Origin of the sequence: Haloterrigena gelatinilytica (genome assembly GCF_013342145.1) — an archaeon.
Classification (GTDB): domain Archaea; phylum Halobacteriota; class Halobacteria; order Halobacteriales; family Natrialbaceae; genus Haloterrigena; species Haloterrigena gelatinilytica.
This window is the reverse complement of the sequence record NZ_JABUQZ010000001.1, coordinates 3,475,485-3,495,980: the sequence shown is the minus strand read 5'-3', so window position 1 is coordinate 3,495,980 and position 20,496 is coordinate 3,475,485. Positions and strand designations below refer to the sequence as shown.

The window sequence follows — 20,496 nt, the reverse complement described above, 5'->3', positions numbered from 1 at the left end:
CGAAGTACGCTTTTTTACGGCGACGGAAGTGTCCGTCTCAGTCGCGACTCACGTCGGCCGGGCCGATCCCGCGAAACGCGAAGGTGGCTCCCTCGTCGGTGGCGACGCCGACGTCCCAGCCGTGGGCGTCGGCGATCCGCTCGACCGGCCCGAGCCCGAACCCGGTGCCGTCGGCGGCGGCCAACCGACCCGGAACGGGGGTCGTCTCCCATCCGGCGGACGTCACGTCGGTCCCCGCGGGATGGCCGGTCACGGCGAACCCGTCGTCGGTCGCCCCGACGGTGACGACCGGCGCGTCGTCGTCGCTTCCCTCGGCGACGCTCTCGACCGCAGCCTGCAACAGGTGTTCGAACAGCTCCCGTAGCTGCGCCTTGTCGGCCTTGAGGACGCGATCCTCGCGGGTCACGAGCCGCGCGTCGCCGGTGTCGACGGCGACCCAGGCCCGACGCGCGACGTCGGTGACGGCGACGGGTTCGGTCTCGACGGCCACCTCGTCCCGGCGGGCGATCGCGAGCAGTTCCGCGACGCGTTCGCGGAGCCGTTCCTGGGCCGTCTCGACCTCGGCGAAGTGCTCCGCGTCGCGGGTCTCCTCGACGAGTTCGAGATAGCCGCGGGCGACGTTCAGCGGCGTTCGAACGTCCGTCTCGAGGCTCTCCGCGATCGCCTCGAGGCGCCCCTCGGCGGCCGCCAGTTCCCGCTCCGTCCGGTTCGCGTCGGTGACGTCGCCGTAGACGACCAATCCCTCGGGATTGGTGATTTCGCCGGCCGGCTCCGACCCGTCCGAGCCGTCGCCGTCGGCCGCCTCGAGGGGGACCACCGTCAGCCGGAACTCGCGGACGCCGTCGACGGTCTCGCGCCGGCTGACCAGCTGCCGGCGTCGACCGGCCCGGAGCGCCTCGGTCAGCGTCGCCCGCCGGTGCTCGAGTCCCGGCGGGAGGGGAGCCGCGTCCAGCGGCTCGTCGACGATCGCCGCCGGTTCGGCGCCGAAGACGTCGGAAAAGGCGTCGTTGACGTCCCGGACGACCGGCCGGCCGCCGTCGATCTCGTAGTGGACCGCCGGATCCGGGACGGTCGCGAACAGCGCTCGGGCGCGGTCGCGCTCCGCGGCGAGCCGATCGCGTTCGGCCGCCAGATCGTCGCGTTCCGCTTCGAGTCGGTCTCGAGCCTCGGTGGCTCGGTCCAGTTCCCCGCGCAGCCGATCGCGATCTGTCCGCAGGCCCGCTTCCGTCTCGACGCGCTCGAGGACGGCGGCTCCGACCCGCGCCCACGCGGCGAGGAGGTCGCGATCCCGGCCGTCGAACGCCGCCGGTTCCGCGGCGGCGAGCAGGAGGAGGCCGACGTCGCCGACCGGCGCACAGCACAGCGATTCCGTCCCCTCGAGGGGCGGCTCCGGACGCCCGTCGGCCGCGAGGTCGTCGATCCGAATCGGCTCGCCGCTCCGGAGTGCCTCGTCGAGAGGTCCCTCGCGGGGCATCGAGGCGAGGTCCTCGGCCGCGACCGCGTCGGTGGTCGCCCGCGGCGTCAACTCGCCGAAGTGGACCGTCGACAGCCAGCCGCACTCGGTCCCGACGGCGTCGGCGGCGGTCGCGACCAGGCGCTCGAAGAGTCGGTCGCGCTCCTCGCACGCGACGACGTCGGGGAGCGCCTCGAGGATATCGGCGACCGGCCGGCGCTCGGCGCCGGCGGTCTCGGTCGTGTCAGTGGTATCGGTATCGCCCGTCTCGACCGCGTCCGCGTTCGAACCCGAATCCGCGGCGGCGGCGGGCAGCGCCGTCGCCGCGCCAGCGCGCTCGCCGGCGCAGACCCACTCGATCTCGTCCGCGAGGTGGGCGACGGCGCCGTCGGTATCCCGGCGGACGTAGCCGTCGATCCCGTCGGTCGACCGCGCGGCCGCCGGCGCGTACGCGGACCGGGTGAAGAGCACCAGCGGCGTCGACCCGCAGGCCTCGGCGGCCTCGAGCAGCGTGGCTCCCGCCGCGGTCGTCGGCGTCTCCGCGAAGACGACGCAGTCGACCGCGGACGCCCAGTCGGCCAGGCTATCGACGACGGCCGTCGTCAGCGGGTGGACCGTGCGCTCCGGACCCGAGTCGACGCGCTCGAGGGCGGCCGCGCCGTCGCGGGCCGCATCGTCGGTTTCGGCGAGGTAGACCACCGTCCGCGGGCGTAACTGCGACGAGGGACTCATGACGCTGGCACCGTGTTCGTGTGGAGTGACCGTTCGCCCCTATACGAATGCTCCGGACGTATCGAACGCTGAGTCGCGAGCCGTGACCGACTCGGGACCGGTCGAGAGCGCCGGTCGGGACCACCTTTTCGGCCGTCACCGTGAAACGTGAGTCCATGGACGTGACGCTTCTCAGCACGGGCGGCACGATCGCGAGCACCGACGCGGACGGCGGGGCGAAGCCGACGCGGACGGGCGCGGACCTCCTCGAGGCCGTCCCGGAACTCGAGGCCCACGCGTCGCTCTCGGTCGAGTCGGTCGCGCAGGTTCCGAGCTTCGAGATCGACGGCGAGACGCTCGAGGCGATCGGCGAGCGGGTCCGCGAACTCGAGGCCGACCCGACGGTCGACGCCGTCGTCGTCACCCACGGCACGGACACGATGGAGGAGACGGCGTACTACCTCGACGTCACCGTCCGGCCCGAGACGCCGGTGTTCCTGACGGGCGCCCAGCGCCGCCCGGACGAGGTGAGTTCGGACGGGCCGAGCAACCTCCTGACGGCGGTCCGCGCCGCCGAGGCGTTCGCCGACCGCGACGCCGGCGGGACGTTCGTCGCGTTCGACGAGGCAATCCACGGCGCCCGATCGGTGACGAAGGCCCACACGTCCGCCCTCGAGGCGTTTCGCTCGCGGAACACGGGGCCGGTCGCGACGGTCGACCGGAACGGCGTCGCGATCCACAGACTGCGACTCGCGCTGGCGCTCGAGGCGTTCGACGACGACGACACGATACGAGAGGCATTTTCGCCCGTTGACTCTCAGACGTAGTCGCTCTCGCTCTCGTACACCGACGGATCGTCTTTGTACGTCTCGGCGATCGTCTCGAGGGTGGTGAACCGCGCGTTCTCGTGGCTCTTGACGTACTGGATGAACTCCTCGAGCAGCGGAATCATGTGGGGCAGGCCGTGGATGTCCGGGTGGATCGTGAAGGTGTAGACGCCCGCGCCGCGGCGATCGTAGAGGTAGTCGAACTGCCGCTTGTAGTACTGCTCGTACATCATCTCCGGATCCTTGTAGCCGGCGTGGTAGATCGGCTGCTTGATAAAGAGCATCGGCGGAATGTCGTCGCGATACCAGCTGATCGGAATCTCGACGACATCGGTCTCCTCGCCGTACTGGTACGGCTCCATCCACGTCTCGGGGTCCTCCTCGTACCGGATCTTCTCCCAGCTGTCGCCCTTGCGCATCCAGCCCGGTTCGAACATCCGCTCCATGAGGCTGCTGTCGTACAGGAAGCCGTGTTTCTCGACGAGTTCGGGCGTGTTCTCGCTGAACTCCCACCAGCTGGCGCGGTGGCCGACCGGCTCCGACCCGGTGACGTCCTCGATGCGGTCGATCGAGACCTCGAGGATCTCGTCTTCCTGCTCCCGGGAGAGGTCGGTCGGGTTCTCGTGGGAGTAGCCGTGGACGCCCAGTTCGTGGCCGTCGGCCGCGACCGCCTCGATCTCGTCGCGGAAGGTGTCGATCGTGTGGCCGGGGACGTACCAGGACGTCTCGATGTCCCGCTCGTCGAAGAGCGCGAGCATCCGCGGGATGCCCTCGTTGCCGGCGGCCAGCCCCCGCGAGAGGTCCGCGGGCGAGTCCGCTCCGCCGTACGAGCCGAGCCAGCCGGCGACGCAGTCCGCGTCGACGCCGATCGCGACATCAACAGTTCCCATAGTGCGGTCGTAGCTCTCACGAACGAACGGTAAAGAACTGTTTCACGGCCGCTCGTGACCGTAATCGGCGCTGATCGGTCGCCGCCGATTACGGTACCTCGAGTCGAATCGTTAGCGAAGTCTCGAGGTCGCTCCGTAGAATTACCGATTCGGTTCGACGCCGGTTACGTATCGGCTCGATCGCCGTCAGTGTGCTCGGTCCGCGTCGCGACCGTCGTTCGGACCTCGCCGGCCCAGTAGCTGGCGACGATCCCGAGGGGAACGAGCCAGAGCGCGGCGAAGGGCGCGTAGCGCTCGAGGCTCCGCGGCGGGACGACGGCGACGAACCGCGCGATGCCGAAGGCGGCGACGACCGTCAGGACCGTCACCGCGAGCAGCCGCGGGACCGCGGGGCCGCCGGCGGTCCGCCAGGGGCGAAGCGAGTCCGCGGTCCGAACGTCGGTCGCGTAGAGGGCGAGCGCGCTCGCGGCCGCGCCGGCGGTCAGCGCGACCGCCGTATCGACGCCGAGCACGTACTGGCCCGCCGCGAGGTCGCCGAGAGCGACCGGCACCAGCGGGATCGCGAAGGCCAGTCCCGGCCCGCCGTTCCAGATCGCGTACGCGAACGGAACGATCGTGATCGTGACCGACACGGCGACGATCAGGACGGTGCTGACGTGGTCGAACCCGAGCGATAGCGTGTCCAGCAGCACGTCGTCGACCGCGACGTTCGCCCCCGCGTAGCTGACGACGAACAGCCCGATCAGGGCGCACAAGTACGCGACGGCCACCGTCGTTCGACGGCGCTCGAGGCCGGCAAGCGGATGGTCGAGAACGGCGTTGACTGCGGATCGGAGGGCGAACCGGTTCCGGTTGCGGTCGTCGGTGCTCATTGGGACTCCGTGATGACGGTCGCGAACCCGTCGTGGTCGCTCTGGTCGTTGTCGAGATCGATCGCGGCCGGCGAGACGTCCCAGCCGGCCGCGTCGAAGGCCGCGGCGATCGACTCGCGGCCGCGGTCGTAGGAGATCACGTCGTGTTTCGGCCGGGCGGCCGAGTCCTCGTGGACCTGCATCGAGACGATTCCCTCGAACGACCAGCAGCGCACGTGAAAGCGGCCGCTGGCGCCGAAGTAGGATTCGGCGGCCGTCGCCTGCTGGCAGACGAACCGACCCTCGGTCCGGTCCCAGGCGTAGCGCGTGTACTCGTCGGGGTCGCGAAGCCAGCCCTCGGCCTCGAGTACTTCCATGACGCTCTCGAGGCCGGCCGCGTCGGTCTCGGTGTTCGGAAGGAGGACGACGTTGATCGGCGACGTCGCGACGAACGTCTCGCGGTCGGTTCGGTCGGGGTCGGCGGCGGTCGCGCGGTACTGGTAGCGCGCGATCGGCGTCTCGGTCTCGCGGGTGATCCGGTCGTCGGTCCACCCGGCCACCGCGTCCGGCAGCGCGGCGGCTTCGGCCGTGTGATCCATCGGCGTCGCCTCGGGCGGCGACGGTAACGCGACGAGGCCGCCGAGCGTCCCGACCGCGGCCAGGCCGCCGGTCCGGAGCAGGGAGCGTCTCGATCGCATCACTCGCTACCGGACGGCCGGGCCGAGCGCCCGCGGTCGTCTCGAGCGAAGCGTTCGATTCCGTCCATTTCGATTCCTATACGTGTGAACCTATTGGAATACTATATATCTTTTCAACGAAACGACAGTGGATCGAAGAGACCGGCAGCGGCGGCGCGACGGCTTCGGTTGCGGTCGACGATTTCGCCCGATTGAACGTTGCGGAACTGTTTTAGGCGCTGGCTGGCCAACACATACGTAATGAGCGAACTGGCGGACGAGTACCGCCTCGAGTACTTCGAGGAGGAAGGATTCGAACGCAAGGAGTGTCCGTCCTGTGGCGCGCACTTCTGGACCCGCGACCACGACCGGGAGACCTGCGGCGAGCCGCCCTGCGAGGAGTACGGCTTCATCGAGAATCCCGGCTTCGACGAGGAGTACAGCCTGACGGAGATGCGCGAGGTGTTCCTCTCGTACTTCGAAGACCACGACCACGAGCGGATCGATCCCTACCCCGTCGCCGCCAACCGGTGGCGCGACGACGTCCTACTGACCCAGGCCTCGATCTACGACTTCCAGCCGCTGGTCACCAGCGGCGAGACGCCGCCGCCGGCGAACCCGCTGACGGTGTCCCAGCCCTGCATCCGGATGCAGGACATCGACAACGTCGGCAAGACGGGCCGGCACACGATGGCCTTCGAGATGATGGCCCACCACGCGTTCAACACGCGCGAGGACATCCCCGAGGACAAGTACGCCTACCACGGCGAGGTCTACTGGAAGGACCGCACCGTCGAACTCTGCGACGGCCTGCTCCAGGAACTCGGCGCGGACATCAGCGAGGTCACCTACATCGAGGATCCCTGGGTCGGCGGCGGCAACGCCGGCCCCGCCATCGAGGTCATCTACCGCGGGCTCGAGATCGCCACGCTGGTCTTCATGTGCATGGAGCAAGACCCCGAGGGCGAGTACGAGCTCAAGGACGGGAACCGGTACTCCTACATGGACACCTACATCGTCGACACCGGCTACGGCCTCGAACGGTGGACCTGGATGAGTCAGGGCACCGCGACGGTCTACGAGGCGATCTACCCGGAGATGATCGACTTCCTCAAGGACAACGCCGGCCTCTCCTACACCGACGAGGAGACCGAGATCGTCTCCCGCGCCGCTCGCCTCTCCGGGCAGCTCGACATCGACGACGTCGACGACGTCGAGGCCGCCCGCGGCGAGATCGCCGCCGAGATCGGCGTCTCCGTCGACCAGCTGCGCGATCTCGTCGAGCCCCTCGAGGACATCTACGCCATCGCCGACCACTGCCGCACGCTGGCCTACATGCTCGGCGACGGCATCGTCCCCTCGAACGTCGGGACGGGCTACCTCGCGCGGATGGTCCTGCGCCGCACGAAGCGCCTCTGTGACAACGCCGGCGTCGACGCGCCGCTGGACGAACTCGTCGACATGCAGGCGGAACGCCTCGAGTACGAGAACCGCGACACGATCCGCGACATCGTCCGCACCGAGATCGAGAAGTACCGCGAGACGCTCGAGCGGGGCGGTCGCCGCGTCGAGTCGCTGGCCGAGGAGTACGCGGAGCGGGGCGAGCCGATCCCGACCGAGGAGCTGATCGAGCTCTACGACTCCCACGGTATCCAGCCCGACATGGTCGCGGAGATCGCCGAAGAGGCCGGCGCCGACGTCGACGTCCCCGACGACTTCTACAGCCTCGTCGCCCAGCGCCACGACACCCCCGAGGGCGCCGAGGAGGTCGAGGAGGACGAGGACGAGCGCTTCTCGGATCTCCCCGAGACGGAGAAGCTCTACTACGACGATCAGGAGCGCACCCAGTTCGAGGCGGTCGTCCTGGACGTCTTCGAGCGCGAAGAGGGGTACGACGTCGTCCTCGACCAGACGATGTTCTACCCCGAGGGCGGCGGTCAGCCCTCGGACACGGGGACGCTCTCGACCGACGACACGACCGTCGAAGTCGAGGACGTCCAGATCGAAGACGGCGTCATCCTCCACCGGACCGACGATGACCCCGGTAAGGGCGAACTCGTCAACGGTCAGATCGACGGCAGCCGCCGGCGCCAACTCATGCGCCACCACACGGCGACCCACATCGTCATCCACGCGGCCCGACAGGTCTTAGGCGAGCACATCCGCCAGGCCGGCGCCCAGAAGGGCGTCGACTCCTCGCGGATCGACGTCCGCCACTACGACCGCATCTCCCGCGCGGACGTCAAGGAGATCGAGTCGCTGGCCAACGAGCTCGTGATGGACAACACCCAGGTCACCCAGGACTGGCCCGACCGCCACGACGCGGAGTCCGAACACGGCTTCGACCTCTACCAGGGCGGGATTCCGCCGGGCGAGCAGATCCGGCTGATCCAGGTCGCCGACGATATCCAGGCCTGCGGCGGCACGCACGTCGCCCGCACCGGCGACATCGGCTCGATCAAGATCCTGAACACGGAACGCGTCCAGGACGGCGTCGAGCGCATCACGTTCGCGGCCGGCGAGGCCGCGATCGAGTCGACGCAGGAAAAAGAGGACGCCCTCTACGAGGCCGCCGACGTCCTCGACGTCTCGCCCGAGGACGTGCCCGAAACCGCCGAACGCTTCTTCGAGGAGTGGAAGGCGCGAGGCAAGGAGATCGAAGACCTGACGGAACAGCTCGCCGCGGCCCGCGCCGGCGGCGGTGGCGGCGGCGAGGAGGTCGACGTCGGTGACCGGACCGCGGTCGTCGACCGCATCGACGCCGACATGGACGAGCTCCGCGCGACCGCGAACGCTCTCGTCGGAGAGGGGAAGATCGCCGTCCTCGGCAGCGGCCAGAGCGGCGCCCAGTTCGTCGTCGCGGTGCCCGACGATTCGGACGTCAACGCCGGCGAGGTCGTCGGCGAACTCGCCGGCCGCGTCGGCGGCGGCGGCGGCGGCCCGCCGGACTTCGCGCAGGGCGGCGGCCCGAACGTCGAGGATCTCGACGCGGCGCTCGAGGACGCGCCCGACGTGTTGCGGCAGATTCAGGACGCCTGACCGCTGCTTGGCGCGGTCAGCGCTCAGCTATTCGGCTTCGGTCTCGATCCCGCTCGAGAGCGATCGATATTCACTGATGACCTCCGTATCGACCTCGTTTCGCGTTTCCTCGTTCGAGAGGAGGAGTTCGATTCTCGCCGACAGCGAAAGCATCCCGCTGAGCGCGTGTCGATCGAACGGATCCAGGTCTTCGACGGACGCGTCCCGGACTGCTGAGACGCTCTCGCCGAGTGAATCGACGTGTCGTTCGACTAATTCGTGAGGTGGCATGATCGGGTATTGCAGTTTTCCCGCGGTGATCTCCAGACGGTCGAGCCTCCCACCTCGTCGCTCAGGCTCCGTTCGACGACGAATCGAGTTCTTCGTCGACCTTCGACGGATGACGCCACCAGAACGACTCCGGATAGTATGATCGTTCGACACCGGCCCGTTCGTCGAGGACGGTATCGATTTCCTGTTCGTAACGCAGCCGCAGAACCTCGTCGAGCGTTTCGATCCTGATGTGTTCGTCGTGCAGGTCGAAGTACGGATCTAATTCTAGACGCGTTATTTCCAACCGATCTCGCCAGTCCAGGTCGTTCCGCAGCTCGTTCGGGACTGGCTCGAGTTCGAGGAAGTGGTTCACCACGCTCGGATACCGGTCGATCATGTACTGGAGCTCCTCGAACGCCTTCTCTCGATACTCCGCTTCTTCGAGCACTCCGTTCGTCTCCTCTCGTAGCGTCTCGAACTGTTCCCGTAAGCCGTGGTCCCCGACCTTCTCGGAGCACACCTCGAGCACGAACTCGGTCTCGTTCGCGATGGCGAGGAGCCCCGAAACGGTATTCGGACCAGTGCGATCGAGCGCAGCGGCCGATTCTACCTCGGACACAGTCCGAAGCTGATCACGATAGGTCTCGAGCGAGCGTTCTAACCGCTCTCTCGTCGGTGTGAATCCCATTATGTATCCCCTGCATCTAGTCTGATTGCCGTTCCTTCATCAACTAAGTCGTCGATGTAGTTCGGATCATCGAGTAAAAAGTACGTCTATAGTTCTCCTACTCGAACTGCGTTTTCGGGGTGAGGACAGAGCGTGACGTACGTCGGAGGTGAGCGATCATGTCGTACAGATAGCCGGAAATCGGGAGTGTCTCTGGGCCGCCGGCGACGAAGGACCATCGACCGCGATGGCGAGCGAATCCCGCGGATTTACCCGACCACCTTCGACCGCCCGGCGCTCGAAGCCTGGCTCACGGACGAGTTCGATCGATAGTTCATCGTGAACGGATTCACTTGGCATCGGGGTCGGATCGAACCACCGGTCGGATTGGTGTCCGCACTAGCGGTCAGCTGTCCGTCATTGTGCCGCGATGGATACGCGGACTGGGCGTCCGCTTCGCGCTCCGCGAGCCGTCCGACTGCGCGACGGTATCGCTCGAACTCGATGAGTTCGTTGGACAGGTCCTCGTTCTCGTCGATCACCGTTTCGACGTACTTGGCTGCAGCCCGGCGGATCGCATCGACGAACTCCGAGTCGCAGGATCTCTTCAACGACGCGTCAGCGACCGTGAGATTCGCCGTTCGGTCGAGACTGAAACTGACTCGAGACAGTCTTCGCTGTCTCGAGATGCCACTCGAACTGGCGTAGCTCGTCAGTCAGCGCGGTGTTGGTCGAATTGACAAAGTCGCGGAACGTTGTCCCAGCGTCGATCGTTTCCTCCACGAACGCCGCCTGTCGAACGGTTAGACTCGCCTCATCCTCAGACCGCTCGTCGGGGTGAAGGGCAGTACTCCTCGAATAACACTGCGTGATCCGTACCGCATCGGTGGTAATCGGTTCGACGGCGACGTAAGCGGGACCGTCCGAAGCCGAGAACGCGTAGGGTTGCCCAGCGACGACATGGAGCACGCTCGTGGCCAGTTCGTATAGGAAGCTGTGCAGGTATGCGCTCAGAGCAACGTCATCGCCCCGCGGAAGCGATTCACGATCGGTTCGCAACGTAATCCCACTCAAGGGGTTATGCGTCCCCTCGCGAATCTTGCGTGACATGCTGTCGTCATATTCGATCGCGACCGAGAACACCGATCGTGGATCGTTATCGTTCATCTAACCAGCCTCCAGACCCATCGAGGTCGGGAACCCACTTTTTCACTCCGGATCCTTCTTCGGGAAGCGCTGTGATAATCTGACCTTGCTCGACATCGACCCTCATTTCGGAGACTCCTGTACTGGATTCTGGTTCAAATCGATAGATCGTCGTATCTCCCGGTCCCGATTGCGGTTGCCCTTCCTTGGTGGCGCGATGAATCAACTCATATACGTCGTTCTGAGACATAGTTGCTGGAAGCTGTCTTCCTTTGACTGTTTGTCCGACTGGGAAGAAGGATGTTATCGATTTTTGATCGAGACCGATCTGTCCTGAAATGTGCCTCCCATTGACGTGGATCATCCCGGCGTCAGCGTCGCCGAGTTCCATCCACCGGACGCTCTCGACGTCGTCGCCGCGTTTGGCAATCAGTTGCGTCTCGAGTAAGTTACCGTTTTCTTGGATGCGTATTAGATCCTGTGGGGTAACCGAATCATCGACTAACCGGAGGTTCTCCTTATTCCGAAGGACGTAGACGAACTTATATTGCGTCGCTCGATCGAATCGAAGGACTTTGCGGACATCGTCAGCCGACAGTCTCGCGACGGCCTCGGCTCCGCTATCACCGTGGCGTGTAAGGAACTGACCGAGCTGCTCGTGAACGTCGACTAACTCTGAGAACCGTGATTCCGGAATTTCTTCGACGGCATCACTCGCTTTCTTCGACGAACCGGCCGACCCAGTACTGCGAAGGAAGTCGTCGGTCGACTGTCCGCCGTCGGTCATCGCCTTTCTCGTCAGTCCCGTCTTCGATCCCGATCGTAGGCCGCTCGAGAGATCGCCGACGCTGCGACGCGCCTGTCGGAGCGCGTCGATGAGTTCGTCGGGGTTTCTGGCAGCCTTGGTCACGGAGCCGCCGTATGCCATCGAAGCGGCGAAGTGCAGGCTGTAGCCGGTGTACCAGCCGTCAGCGAACGCGTCGTGTTTGGCCGTCTCCGTGTACGGGTTGAAGGGATTCTCCTGACGTTGCTGCTCCCTGACGCTCTCGGGGAGGCCTTCGACGATCTCTCTGACCGTCGTCTCCCCGAGCGCGTCTCGAACCTCCTGTAACGACTCGTATGTGTCGTGGGGCCGGGTGAACACCAAGACGAGGAGATCCGCCGTTTCCGATGCCCCGTGTGTGAACCCGGAGAGCGCTCCCGTCGTCCCGGCCGACAGCGAGCCGGTGGCGTACTCCTCGGCGAGGTCGGTATAGAACGCATTCTTCTGGAACGCGCGAACCTTGTCTTCGTTTCCGTGGACGTCGGCAACTTCGATGTAGACCTCGGCACCGCGTAGCGAATCGGCGATGAACCCTTCGTACGCCGACGTAAAGCGCGTGTATTCGTCTACTTCCTCGATACCGCGATAGTAGTTAGTGTCCCAGCTCCGGCCGTCTTTCGTCAACTCGCTCCGGGAGAGACCCGCCTCGTCTTCGATCGTGTACTCGAACTCGTACTCGTAGGTGTAAACGGGGTACGAGACCGTCCACCAAAGCACATCTTTCGTTCGCCATTCCGTGATGGTTTCCTCGTCGGCGTCAAGTGCCGTGATCCGCGGCGGTGTGGTGGTAAAGACCGTTGGATCCTCTTGGAACGATTCGCTGGCGTACGCGTCCGAGAGACCGTCACCCGTCGTATCGACTGCAGCGGGATCCGTTCCGAGTGTAACCTGCTCGGCATCGGTGAGACCGTTTCCAGTAGTGTCGCTAACTAACGGATCGGCTGATGCAGTCTTCGATGTAAAGTACGGTTCGAGAACTGGATCGCCCTCCTCGTGAAGTGCTTCTTCGAGAGCCTTCGCGTCCTCCCAGTTGTCGACGACCTCGATCTCCCAGCCGTCGAGTTGTTCGCGATCCGTCAATCCGTCGCCAGTCGTATCGATCCGTGCCGGATGATGCTCGGCATAGGTGACCTGTGCAGTGAGCTTCGTCTCGTTGTTCTCCTCGTAGACTCGATAATCGATGTCGACGGTCTCGTTGTCGCGGATGCCGTCGCCGCTGGTATCTAAGGCGATCGGATCGAGGTTCAGCGGTTCGCCGACGACGCCGGGTTCGCCGGTCGGCATCGAGAGATCCATCTCGGCGACGAGATCTGGAATCCCGTCGCCGTTGGTATCCCGCAGGTCGACGCCGGTCTGATTTTCGGCGACGCGCTCGAACGTCTCGGGGAGGTCTTCCTCCCGTTCGACGTGGTGGAAGTCGCCGCCGGTGATGGCCGCGATCTCGCGGAGTTCGTTCTCGTCGATGCTGTTCCCGAGGCCGATCGTACTGATCTCGATGCCGGCGTCGGCGGCGTCTTCGGCGACCGATAGCGGATCGGAGTCGCTGTTGGACTTCCCGTCAGACAACAGGATCATCACGTCCGAGCGGTTCTCCCAGCCCGCGCTCTCGAGGTGATCGAGGCCGACGCGGAGGCCGGCTTCGGTGTGGGTACCGCCGCCGGCGTCCAGGCGCTCGAGGCTGCGGTTGAGCGCGTCGTGGTCGGTCGTCAGCGACTGATCGAGGCTCGCACTCGAGTCGTAGCCGACCAGCCCGGCGCGTTCGTCGTCGGTGAGCGCGCCGACGAAGCGCTTGGCGGCGTCTTCGGCGTAGTCGATCGGCGCACCGCTCATACTGCCGCTCTCGTCGAGTACGAAGACGAAATCGGCGTTCTCGATCTCGGTGCCGTTCCCGACGCCGTCGTCGAGGTGTTCGTCGTCGAGCGTGATCGTATCGCTCGTCCGATCCTCCCAGTCGTCGATCCGGAACACCGAGAAAAAGGAGAAGTGGTCGACGTCGGCGGTCGCGACGCCGGCGTCGCGGTCGATCTCGGTCTCGACCGGCGTCCACGGCTCGTCGCTGTGGGGATCCCACGTGACGATCGAGAGGTTCCCCTCGCGCTCGAGCGCCTCGCCGTCGAGGGGAATCTCGACGGTCGCCTCGTCGATCGGCGTCGCGTTCTCGATGCGTACCATCGGTCCGGCACGGTACGCGCTATCGGTCGCGGGCGTCTCGTCGGAAACCGAGATGTCGGTCTCGTGGAGGCCGTCCCCGCCGACGGCGACTGAAACGCCAGAGGATTCGTCGACGGCTTCAACGGTCTGGTATTCGTCGGGGGCGGGCCGTTCCCACACGATATCGTCCTCCGTAATACGAATCTCGTGGGTCGCTTCGACCGTTCGGTCGGCGTCGTGGTCCGCCGTCGCTGCCACCGTAACGGTCACATTTTCGGGGTCGGCCCCCAGATCGACGACCGTCGATCCGATCGCAGTCGTTCCCGCTTTTTCGCTGGTAGTGAACGAAACGGGATCGACGTCGGCGTTTCCATCGACCGTCACCGTGGCGTTATCGTAGTTATAGGGACGAACGTCGGTCAGGATTGCCTGAAGCGACACTTGGACCGTCCCGTTTCGTTCGAATGGGCGCCCCTGCGTCAGCGACAGCGAGGGTTCGGTGTTTGCTTCGACCGCGTCGAACGCTCGCTCCGTGTGCTTCCAGGCGTTCTCGAGGTGCGACAACGCTTTCGCGCGGTCGTCCGGACCGATCGATCGGTCAGCGGACTTGCCTCGTTTCTTTCCCTTCCCAGAGGTGTCCCGCGAAACGGTCCTATCGGCCCGTTCGAGGGCATTGATGGCGTTTCCGAGTGCACTCTCGACCTTCTGTCGCTGTCCGCGATTGCGGAACTCGCCTTCGTTTTCGGCGACGACAGCGGTCGCATCGGAGACGGCGAGGCGAGCGCTCGCGTTGCCCGCCGTGTACAGTTCTTCGCTAATCGCATCGACGACCGCTTCGTCGTCCGCATCGACTTCGCTCCGCAGTGTCGCGAGCGCCTGCTGTGCGTCAGCCAAGTGTTTGAAGGCCGCCTGCGAATCAGCGTATCGGGCCCGACGGTACTCGTGCAGCGAAGCATTGATCGCCGCGACGGTATCGTTCGCCGCCGCCGTCGCGTCGTCGTCGTCCGCAATATCGAGCTCCTCGAGGCGTTCAGTCGCAGCGAGGATCGTCTCGAGCGTCGTGTTCTCCTCGAGATTCGGAACCGTGACGTTTGCATCGCCGCGGTCGTGTCCCGGCGGTCCGTCTTGACCCGGTGGTCCACCGCCCTTCTGACCGAGCGATCCATCGTTAGGCCCGGGAGAGTTACCGGGCTGGACTGCGAACGGAGACCGTTGCTCGTCCGCCGCACTCGCACTCGGTCCGCTCGCGAGTGCGGGCATAGCGACCAGCGAGGTCGCCAGTAGTACGGCGAAGAATACTGCACCCAATCGTTCTTTTTCGAACCCCATACCAGAGATATAATATTTCCTGTATTTATAATTTCCCTTAATATTGGACATCAAGTTATACTGTCCGTAGAGTGTTCAACGATGAGAATGGTAGATTAGTTATAATTTCTGCGGATAGTACCGGCTGCCATCGCTGAGGACCGCACGGAATCGAAACCGTCGCCTTTCTCGGCTGCCACACGTTCCGTATGCCCACCGCAACGAACGGGAACACCTCGCTGTACTACGACCGCGCCGGCGAGGGCGACCCAGTGGTCTTCGTCCCCGAAGCCGGCCTCGGCGGCTGGTGCTGGGGCTGGCAACACGCCGCCGTCGCCGGCCCGTACGAGGCCGTCGTCTGGGACCTCCGGGGCACCGGCCGCTCGGACGCGCCCGACGGGCCCTACGCCCTCGAGACGCTCGCCGCCGACCTCGAGGCCGTCCTCTCGGCCTGCGAGATTCCCAATGCCCACCTCGTCGGCTGCGGGCTCGGCGGGGCCGTCGCCCTCGAGGCCGCCCGGACCTCGAGTCGCGTCGCGACGCTGACGCTGTTTGGCACCGCGCCCCGAGGAGCGCAGTTCGACCTCGAGCCGCTGTTCGCGCCGCCGGACGACCGCGACGCGCTCGCCGACTCGCTCGAGGCGGGCCTCTCAGCCGAGTTCCTCGAGAGCCAGCCCGCCGACGTGTGCGAGGGAATCGTCGACTGGCGGGCCGACGGAGACGCTAATCGAGCGGGCTGGGAGGCGCAGATTGCGGCTCTCGAGGGATTCGACGCGACCGAGTGGCTCGTCGAGGTGACCCAGCCGACGCAGGTGATCCACGGCGACGCGGACGAACTGGTGTCGCCGTCGGCCGGCCGGGCGCTGGCGGACGGATTGCCCCGCGGTGAGTTCGCCGCCCTCGAGGACGCCGGCCACCTGGCGTTTATCGAGCGCTCGCGGACGGTCAACGATCGGTTGCTCGGATTCCTCGAGGCCCACACCGACGACGAATAGGACGCGACCGATTCGGGATCGAACGGCCGCCGGCGCTCACTTGAACCGCAGGAACTGCCGATCGTACTCCGGATCGTCTTCCCGCGGATGAAGCAGAACGAACGACTCCGGCGGAAGCGCCGCCAGTCGGTAGGGCAGCTCCCGGAGCTGATCGTGCCAGCCGACGCTGCCCGGTCGCGAGGAGATCACGCTGACCAGATCGTTCGCCGTCGCCTCGTCCTCGAGGGTCGAGTGTAGCGCCCGCCACGAGTTCAGGTCGCGGAACTCGGCGTCCAGTTCCGGCTCGACCAGGTCGAAGAGCCGCTCGTACTGGTGGGCCGACCCCCCGACCGCGAGGACCGTCAGCGGCGCGCCGAGCCGGTCCGCGAGCCGCTTGAGCAGGGCGACGCTCTCGAAGAACCCCTCGTGGTGGTCGATCCCCTCGGGCAGGACGACGAAGAGCCGGTCGGTCGTGTTGACCGGATGGCCGAGTCGAGCGACCACCACCGGGTCGGTCGTCCGATCTAACACCTGATCGATGACGCTCCCGAACAGTCGCTGGCCGAGCGATCGCTGGGCGTCCCAGCCCAGCAGGAGCAGGTCCGCCTGCACCTCGACGGCGCCGCGGACGATCCCGGAGGCGGGGTTGTGGTCGACGCGGATCTCCGGAGCGACGGGGACCTCGGCCTCGCTCCCGGCCGCGGTGAGCTCCTCGAGGTCGGTGTAGGCCTCGTCGACCGCGCGGTCGGGATCGCCGCTCCGATCGGGCCGGACGACCGTCAGCGTGTGGATCGGCTCCTCGCGCTCGTCGTCCTTGAGCAGCAGGGCCAGCTCGAGCAGGTGCCGTTGGCGGTCGGCGGCGTGGGAAATCGGCAGCAGGATACGCGGGTCCGCGGGCGCGTCATCGCCCGGCTCGACGTCGTCGGCCAGCGCGAGCCGCTGGCCGGCGCGTTTGGTCAGCCACGGGCTGGCGACGGCGGTCACGAGCAGCATGAGCACCACCGCGTTGAGGATTGCGGCGTCGAACAATCCGACGTCGTAGCCGATCAGCGTGATCGCCAGCGCCGCCGCGGCCTGGCCGATCGAGAGCCCGAACATGACGTCCCGTTCGTCGGCGGTGTACCCCTTCACGCGGGCGACGAGCCACGCCGCGGCCCACTTCAGGGCGACCATGACGCCGACGATCACCGCCGCCACCTCGAGCGTCCGCCGGCCCTGGAAGATCACCGTGGCGTCGACGAGCATGCCGACGTGCAGCAGGAAGAAGGGGACGAAGAAGGCGTTGCCCGCGAACTCGATCCGGGAGAGCAGCGTACCGCCCTCGGGAATCAACCGGTTGAGCGCGAGCCCGGCGACGAACGCGCCGAGGATCGGCGCGACGTCGAGCAGCGTCGCGACGCTGGCCGCCCCGAAGAAGACGACGGCGACGAAGAGGAACTCGAAATAGCTCTCCTCGCTGAAGTTTTGAAGGAACCGACGCGCGATCGGCGGGACGACGACCCAGACCCCGGCCAGCAGGGCGACCAGCGCGAGGACCTTCCCGACGACGACGCCGGCGGTGAGTCCCGTCTCGGCCGCGCTCCGGACCAGCGCGAGGACGAACAGGGCGAGCGTGTCCGTAAACAGGATCCCGCCGAAGACGGCCGTCACCGCCCGGTTCCCCGTGATGTCGTACTGGTTGACGATCGGATACGCCAACAGCGTGTGCGAGGCGAAGACGGCCGCCAGCAGCAGTCCGGCGAGTAGAGAGAGATCGAGTAGAACGATGACGGCGGCCGTCCCGACGACGAACGGGAGCCCGAAGCTCACGAGTCCGAACAGCGCCGCACTGCCTGGATCCTCCGCGAACTGCCGGAGATCGAGCTCGAGTCCGACCGTAAAGAGGAGATAGATCAACCCGACTTCCCCGAGCAGGACGATCGCGTCGCTGTGCGCGATCAGTCCCGTCCCGCCGGGGCCCAGGAGCGCTCCGAACAGGACGATGCCGACGATTCCCGGCTGGCCGAGTCGCCGGACGAGCAGCGGTCCGACCAGGAAGATCGCCAGCGCTAGAGTGAACACGAGGACCGGTTCCTCGAGCGGGAGGTCCGGAATCGCGACTGCGACTACCGACGGCGCGGCCGACCACGCGGACTGCATGTATCTAGATTCCTGAACGTGCAGCGGCCGCTTTGTTGTGCTGCTTTTATCGGGAACTCCAGGAGAATTCCTCGGCGCTTGACCTCGAGGCGATTCACTCGATTCGGGTAGCGCTGGCCGAGCGCGGTTGTCGCCGGTGGTCGGCGTCGCTCGCGCCCCTCCGGTCGGCGAGCGATCTCCTCATTGTCGCTCTTTCCACTCGCCGTAGTTCCGCTCGGAGACCTCGCCCTTGGCGCGTCGTTCCCGCGGCCAGATGGCGAGTCCGGTCGCGAGACCGACACACAGGACGACGACGCCGACCACGACCGGACCCGGTATTCCGGGCAGCGCCGCGGCCTGTCGCCACGTCTGGCCGGGGTGGTACGCCGCGATCCGGAAGAGCCAACTGGCGAGCATGATCGTTAGTAACGGGATGTACACCCGCCGGAGCCGCCGTCCGAGCGCTTCGGAGTACGGCATCTTGATCGACGGATTGCGGTAGTCCTCGCTCAATTCCGCCCGCCATCGGGGCCGTTCGACGCCGACAGACGGATCGAGCGCGTTCGCGAAGAGATTCTCCTGTAGTAATCGCGCACGCGAGCGCCACACGTCGTAGCTCTGGTAGCGTCGCGCCTCGATCCCGAGGAAGACGACCATGACGAGCATCCCGACGAGCAGAATGGCGTGCGAAGTCCCGTCGCTCGAGAACGCGTAGACGAGGATGGCGGCCATGACGGTGACCGCCCAGTTCGTCGTCTCGTCGAGGCGCCCGCGCCACGTGGTGACGCGTTCGACCTCCCCGCGATAGAGGTGGGCGGCCACCGATCCGAGACCGGTGCTCTGGTCGACCATTTCGCGCCCGATCTCGCTCTCTTCGGGTGCTTCGGGATCGAAATCGGGATCTCCCCGGCTCATCGCGGTTGCTACTGCGGATAGCGAGATAACGAACGCGCCTACACACGTGGTATCTTCGCGCGGTTCGGTCGGCTGCGAGACGAGCGACGAGGCGCGAGCGAACGGACGAGGGATTGTCTCGAATGCTCGAGTGCTTGCGATTGACCCCCCAGCTACTACGGGGACCAGGGTGGCAGTTCCGTTCGTGACACTCTGCTGGCGCGGCGGGCCGAACGGTTCCGGAACGGACGGCGGTCGTCGACGTCTCCGAAGAGCGGCTGTACGTGCGAGACGAGCGACGAGGCGCGAGCGAACGGACGAGGGATTGTCTCGAATGCTCGAGTGCTTGCGATTGACCCCCCAGCTACTACGGGGACCAGGGTGGCAGTTCCGTTCGTGACACTCTCGCTGGCGCGGCGGGCCGAACGGTTCCCGGAACGGACGGCGGTCGTCGACGTCTCCGAAGAGCGGCTGTACGCCCCCGCGGAGACGATCCACGAGAACCGCGTCTCCTACGGCGAACTCTCGGCGATGGCGACGCGGACGGCCGAACACCTCTCCGCGCTGGGGATCGACGCCGGCGATGTCGTCTGTCTCCTCACGCGCAATCGCGTCGCGTCGCTCGCCGTCCTGTTCGCCTGTCGGCGCCTCGGTGCCACCGTCTTCCCGGTCTCTCACTGGCTGACGCCCGCGTCCGTCGAGCGGCCGTTCGACCTACTCGAACCCGATCTAGTCGTCTCCGAGGCGGCCCAGCGCGACCTCGTGCGCTCGGTTCCGTTCGATCGGTCGGTAACCCTCGAGGAACTCGCCGAGGCCGACCGAGACGCCGTCCCCGCTCCGGACGAACGCGACCGCGAGTCCGACGTCGACGCTCCGCTCTTGCTCCTTCACGGCGCTGACGGTCGACCGATCGCCGGCTACTCGGCGTCCGCGCTCGAGTGGAACTGCATCTCGGCGCTCGTCGCGTGGGGGCTCTCGAGCGCCGATGTCGTCCCGGTGACGCCGCCGCTCTCGAGTCCCGACGGGCTCGTCCGCGTCGCGCTGTCGACGCTGTACGTCGGCGGGACCCTGCTGCTCGACCGGGCGTTCGATCCCGGCGACACCCTGACCGCGATCGCCGAGGAGGAGGCGACGCTGCTGGCGGGCCGCGAGACGGCGATTCGAGACCTCGCCGCCGAGTCGGGGTTCGACGACGCGGTCGACTCGCTCGAGCGCGTGATCGTCGAGGGAGCGCTGGACGACGACACGCTCGAGGCCTACCGCGAGCAGGAGATTCCGATCGCGCGCGCGGCGGGTCGGCTCGAGTGCCCGACGGCGTTCTCCCAGTCGTTCGCTGGCGCTGCAGCCGCCGATCCCGGCGACACCTCGACCGTTGCGGACGACGTCGGCACGCCCGTGCCGGACTGTCGCGCGCGACTGGTCGACGAGTCGGGGACCGTCCTCGAGGGGGCGGCCGAGGGCCGACTCGAGCTGTCCGGGCCGGTCGTGGCCGACGGCTACGTAAGCGCTGCCGGAACCGACGACGAGAACTGGTACGCCCCGGCCGAGGAGCAACGCGACGACTACGACGAGTCCGACGACCGCGGCCGGTTCGCCGACGGCTGGTTCGAGACGGGCGACCGGTACCAACGCGACGAGAACGGCACCTATCGACCGCAGTGACCTCGCCTCGTTCCCGCCGTTCGTAACCGGTGCCTGACAGGCCCGCCTCCGCT

14 protein-coding genes are annotated in these 20,496 nt (G+C 66.4%); 4 read left to right on the top strand and 10 right to left on the bottom strand.

What is annotated here, in order from left to right; translation table 11 throughout:
- Positions 1-37: 37 nt before the first annotated feature.
- On the bottom strand, positions 38-2,185 hold the full coding sequence (locus HTZ84_RS17325; protein ID WP_174681820.1) for a GAF domain-containing protein: 2,148 nt from the start codon (positions 2,183-2,185) through the stop codon (positions 38-40).
- 155 nt (positions 2,186-2,340) lie between these two features.
- Between HTZ84_RS17325 and HTZ84_RS17320 the strand changes: the two genes are divergently transcribed.
- Positions 2,341-2,991, top strand: a complete 651-nt coding sequence (locus tag HTZ84_RS17320; protein ID WP_254611773.1) for an asparaginase domain-containing protein — start codon at positions 2,341-2,343, stop codon at positions 2,989-2,991.
- On the opposite strand, the gene HTZ84_RS17315 is transcribed toward HTZ84_RS17320, so the two are convergent.
- The 3 genes from HTZ84_RS17315 to HTZ84_RS17305 form a co-directional block, all read right to left on the bottom strand.
- Positions 2,982-3,881 (bottom strand): polysaccharide deacetylase family protein, encoded by a 900-nt coding sequence (locus HTZ84_RS17315; RefSeq protein ID WP_174681819.1) that lies wholly within the window; start codon positions 3,879-3,881, stop codon positions 2,982-2,984. The genes HTZ84_RS17320 and HTZ84_RS17315 overlap by 10 nt on opposite strands.
- Before the next feature lie 164 nt (positions 3,882-4,045).
- On the bottom strand, positions 4,046-4,753 hold the full coding sequence (locus tag HTZ84_RS17310; RefSeq protein WP_174681818.1) for a hypothetical protein: 708 nt from the start codon (positions 4,751-4,753) through the stop codon (positions 4,046-4,048).
- Positions 4,750-5,430, bottom strand: coding sequence for a hypothetical protein (locus HTZ84_RS17305; protein ID WP_174681817.1), 681 nt, complete (start codon positions 5,428-5,430; stop codon positions 4,750-4,752). The genes HTZ84_RS17310 and HTZ84_RS17305 overlap by 4 nt, the downstream gene beginning before the upstream one ends.
- Positions 5,431-5,670: 240 nt before the next feature.
- Here HTZ84_RS17305 and alaS point away from each other — a divergent pair, with 240 nt between their 5' ends.
- Positions 5,671-8,448, top strand: coding sequence for an alanine--tRNA ligase (gene alaS, locus HTZ84_RS17300; protein ID WP_174681816.1), 2,778 nt, complete (start codon positions 5,671-5,673; stop codon positions 8,446-8,448).
- A gap of 27 nt (positions 8,449-8,475) precedes the next feature.
- Here alaS and HTZ84_RS17295 read toward each other — a convergent pair whose 3' ends face one another.
- The 4 genes from HTZ84_RS17295 to HTZ84_RS17280 all read right to left on the bottom strand — a co-directional run bounded on the left by HTZ84_RS17295 (position 8,476) and on the right by HTZ84_RS17280 (position 14,816).
- Complete coding sequence (locus HTZ84_RS17295) at positions 8,476-8,718, bottom strand: hypothetical protein (RefSeq protein WP_174681815.1); 243 nt, start codon at positions 8,716-8,718, stop codon at positions 8,476-8,478.
- 61 nt (positions 8,719-8,779) lie between these two features.
- A complete protein-coding gene (locus HTZ84_RS17290) occupies positions 8,780-9,319 on the bottom strand; it encodes a hypothetical protein (protein ID WP_174681814.1) in 540 nt (179 codons plus the stop codon).
- Positions 9,320-9,985: 666 nt separating this feature from the next.
- The gene (locus HTZ84_RS17285) at positions 9,986-10,534 is read right to left on the bottom strand and encodes a hypothetical protein (RefSeq protein ID WP_174681813.1); all 549 of its coding nucleotides are present in this window, start codon (positions 10,532-10,534) and stop codon (positions 9,986-9,988) included.
- On the bottom strand, positions 10,524-14,816 hold the full coding sequence (locus tag HTZ84_RS17280) for a vWA domain-containing protein (RefSeq protein ID WP_174681812.1): 4,293 nt from the start codon (positions 14,814-14,816) through the stop codon (positions 10,524-10,526). Before HTZ84_RS17280 ends, HTZ84_RS17285 begins: the two co-directional genes overlap by 11 nt.
- A gap of 188 nt (positions 14,817-15,004) precedes the next feature.
- Here HTZ84_RS17280 and HTZ84_RS17275 point away from each other — a divergent pair, with 188 nt between their 5' ends.
- Positions 15,005-15,790 (top strand): alpha/beta fold hydrolase, encoded by a 786-nt coding sequence (locus HTZ84_RS17275; protein ID WP_174681811.1) that lies wholly within the window; start codon positions 15,005-15,007, stop codon positions 15,788-15,790.
- 36 nt (positions 15,791-15,826) lie between these two features.
- On the opposite strand, the gene HTZ84_RS17270 is transcribed toward HTZ84_RS17275, so the two are convergent.
- A complete protein-coding gene (locus HTZ84_RS17270) occupies positions 15,827-17,908 on the bottom strand; it encodes a cation:proton antiporter (RefSeq protein WP_174681810.1) in 2,082 nt (693 codons plus the stop codon).
- A gap of 180 nt (positions 17,909-18,088) precedes the next feature.
- The gene (locus tag HTZ84_RS17265; protein WP_174681809.1) at positions 18,089-18,802 is read right to left on the bottom strand and encodes a DUF2270 domain-containing protein; all 714 of its coding nucleotides are present in this window, start codon (positions 18,800-18,802) and stop codon (positions 18,089-18,091) included.
- 375 nt (positions 18,803-19,177) lie between these two features.
- Between HTZ84_RS17265 and HTZ84_RS17260 the strand changes: the two genes are divergently transcribed.
- Positions 19,178-20,443: a class I adenylate-forming enzyme family protein gene (locus HTZ84_RS17260; RefSeq protein ID WP_309138879.1), complete on the top strand. Its 1,266-nt coding sequence runs from the start codon at positions 19,178-19,180 to the stop codon at positions 20,441-20,443.
- The last annotated feature ends 53 nt before the right edge of the window (positions 20,444-20,496 follow it).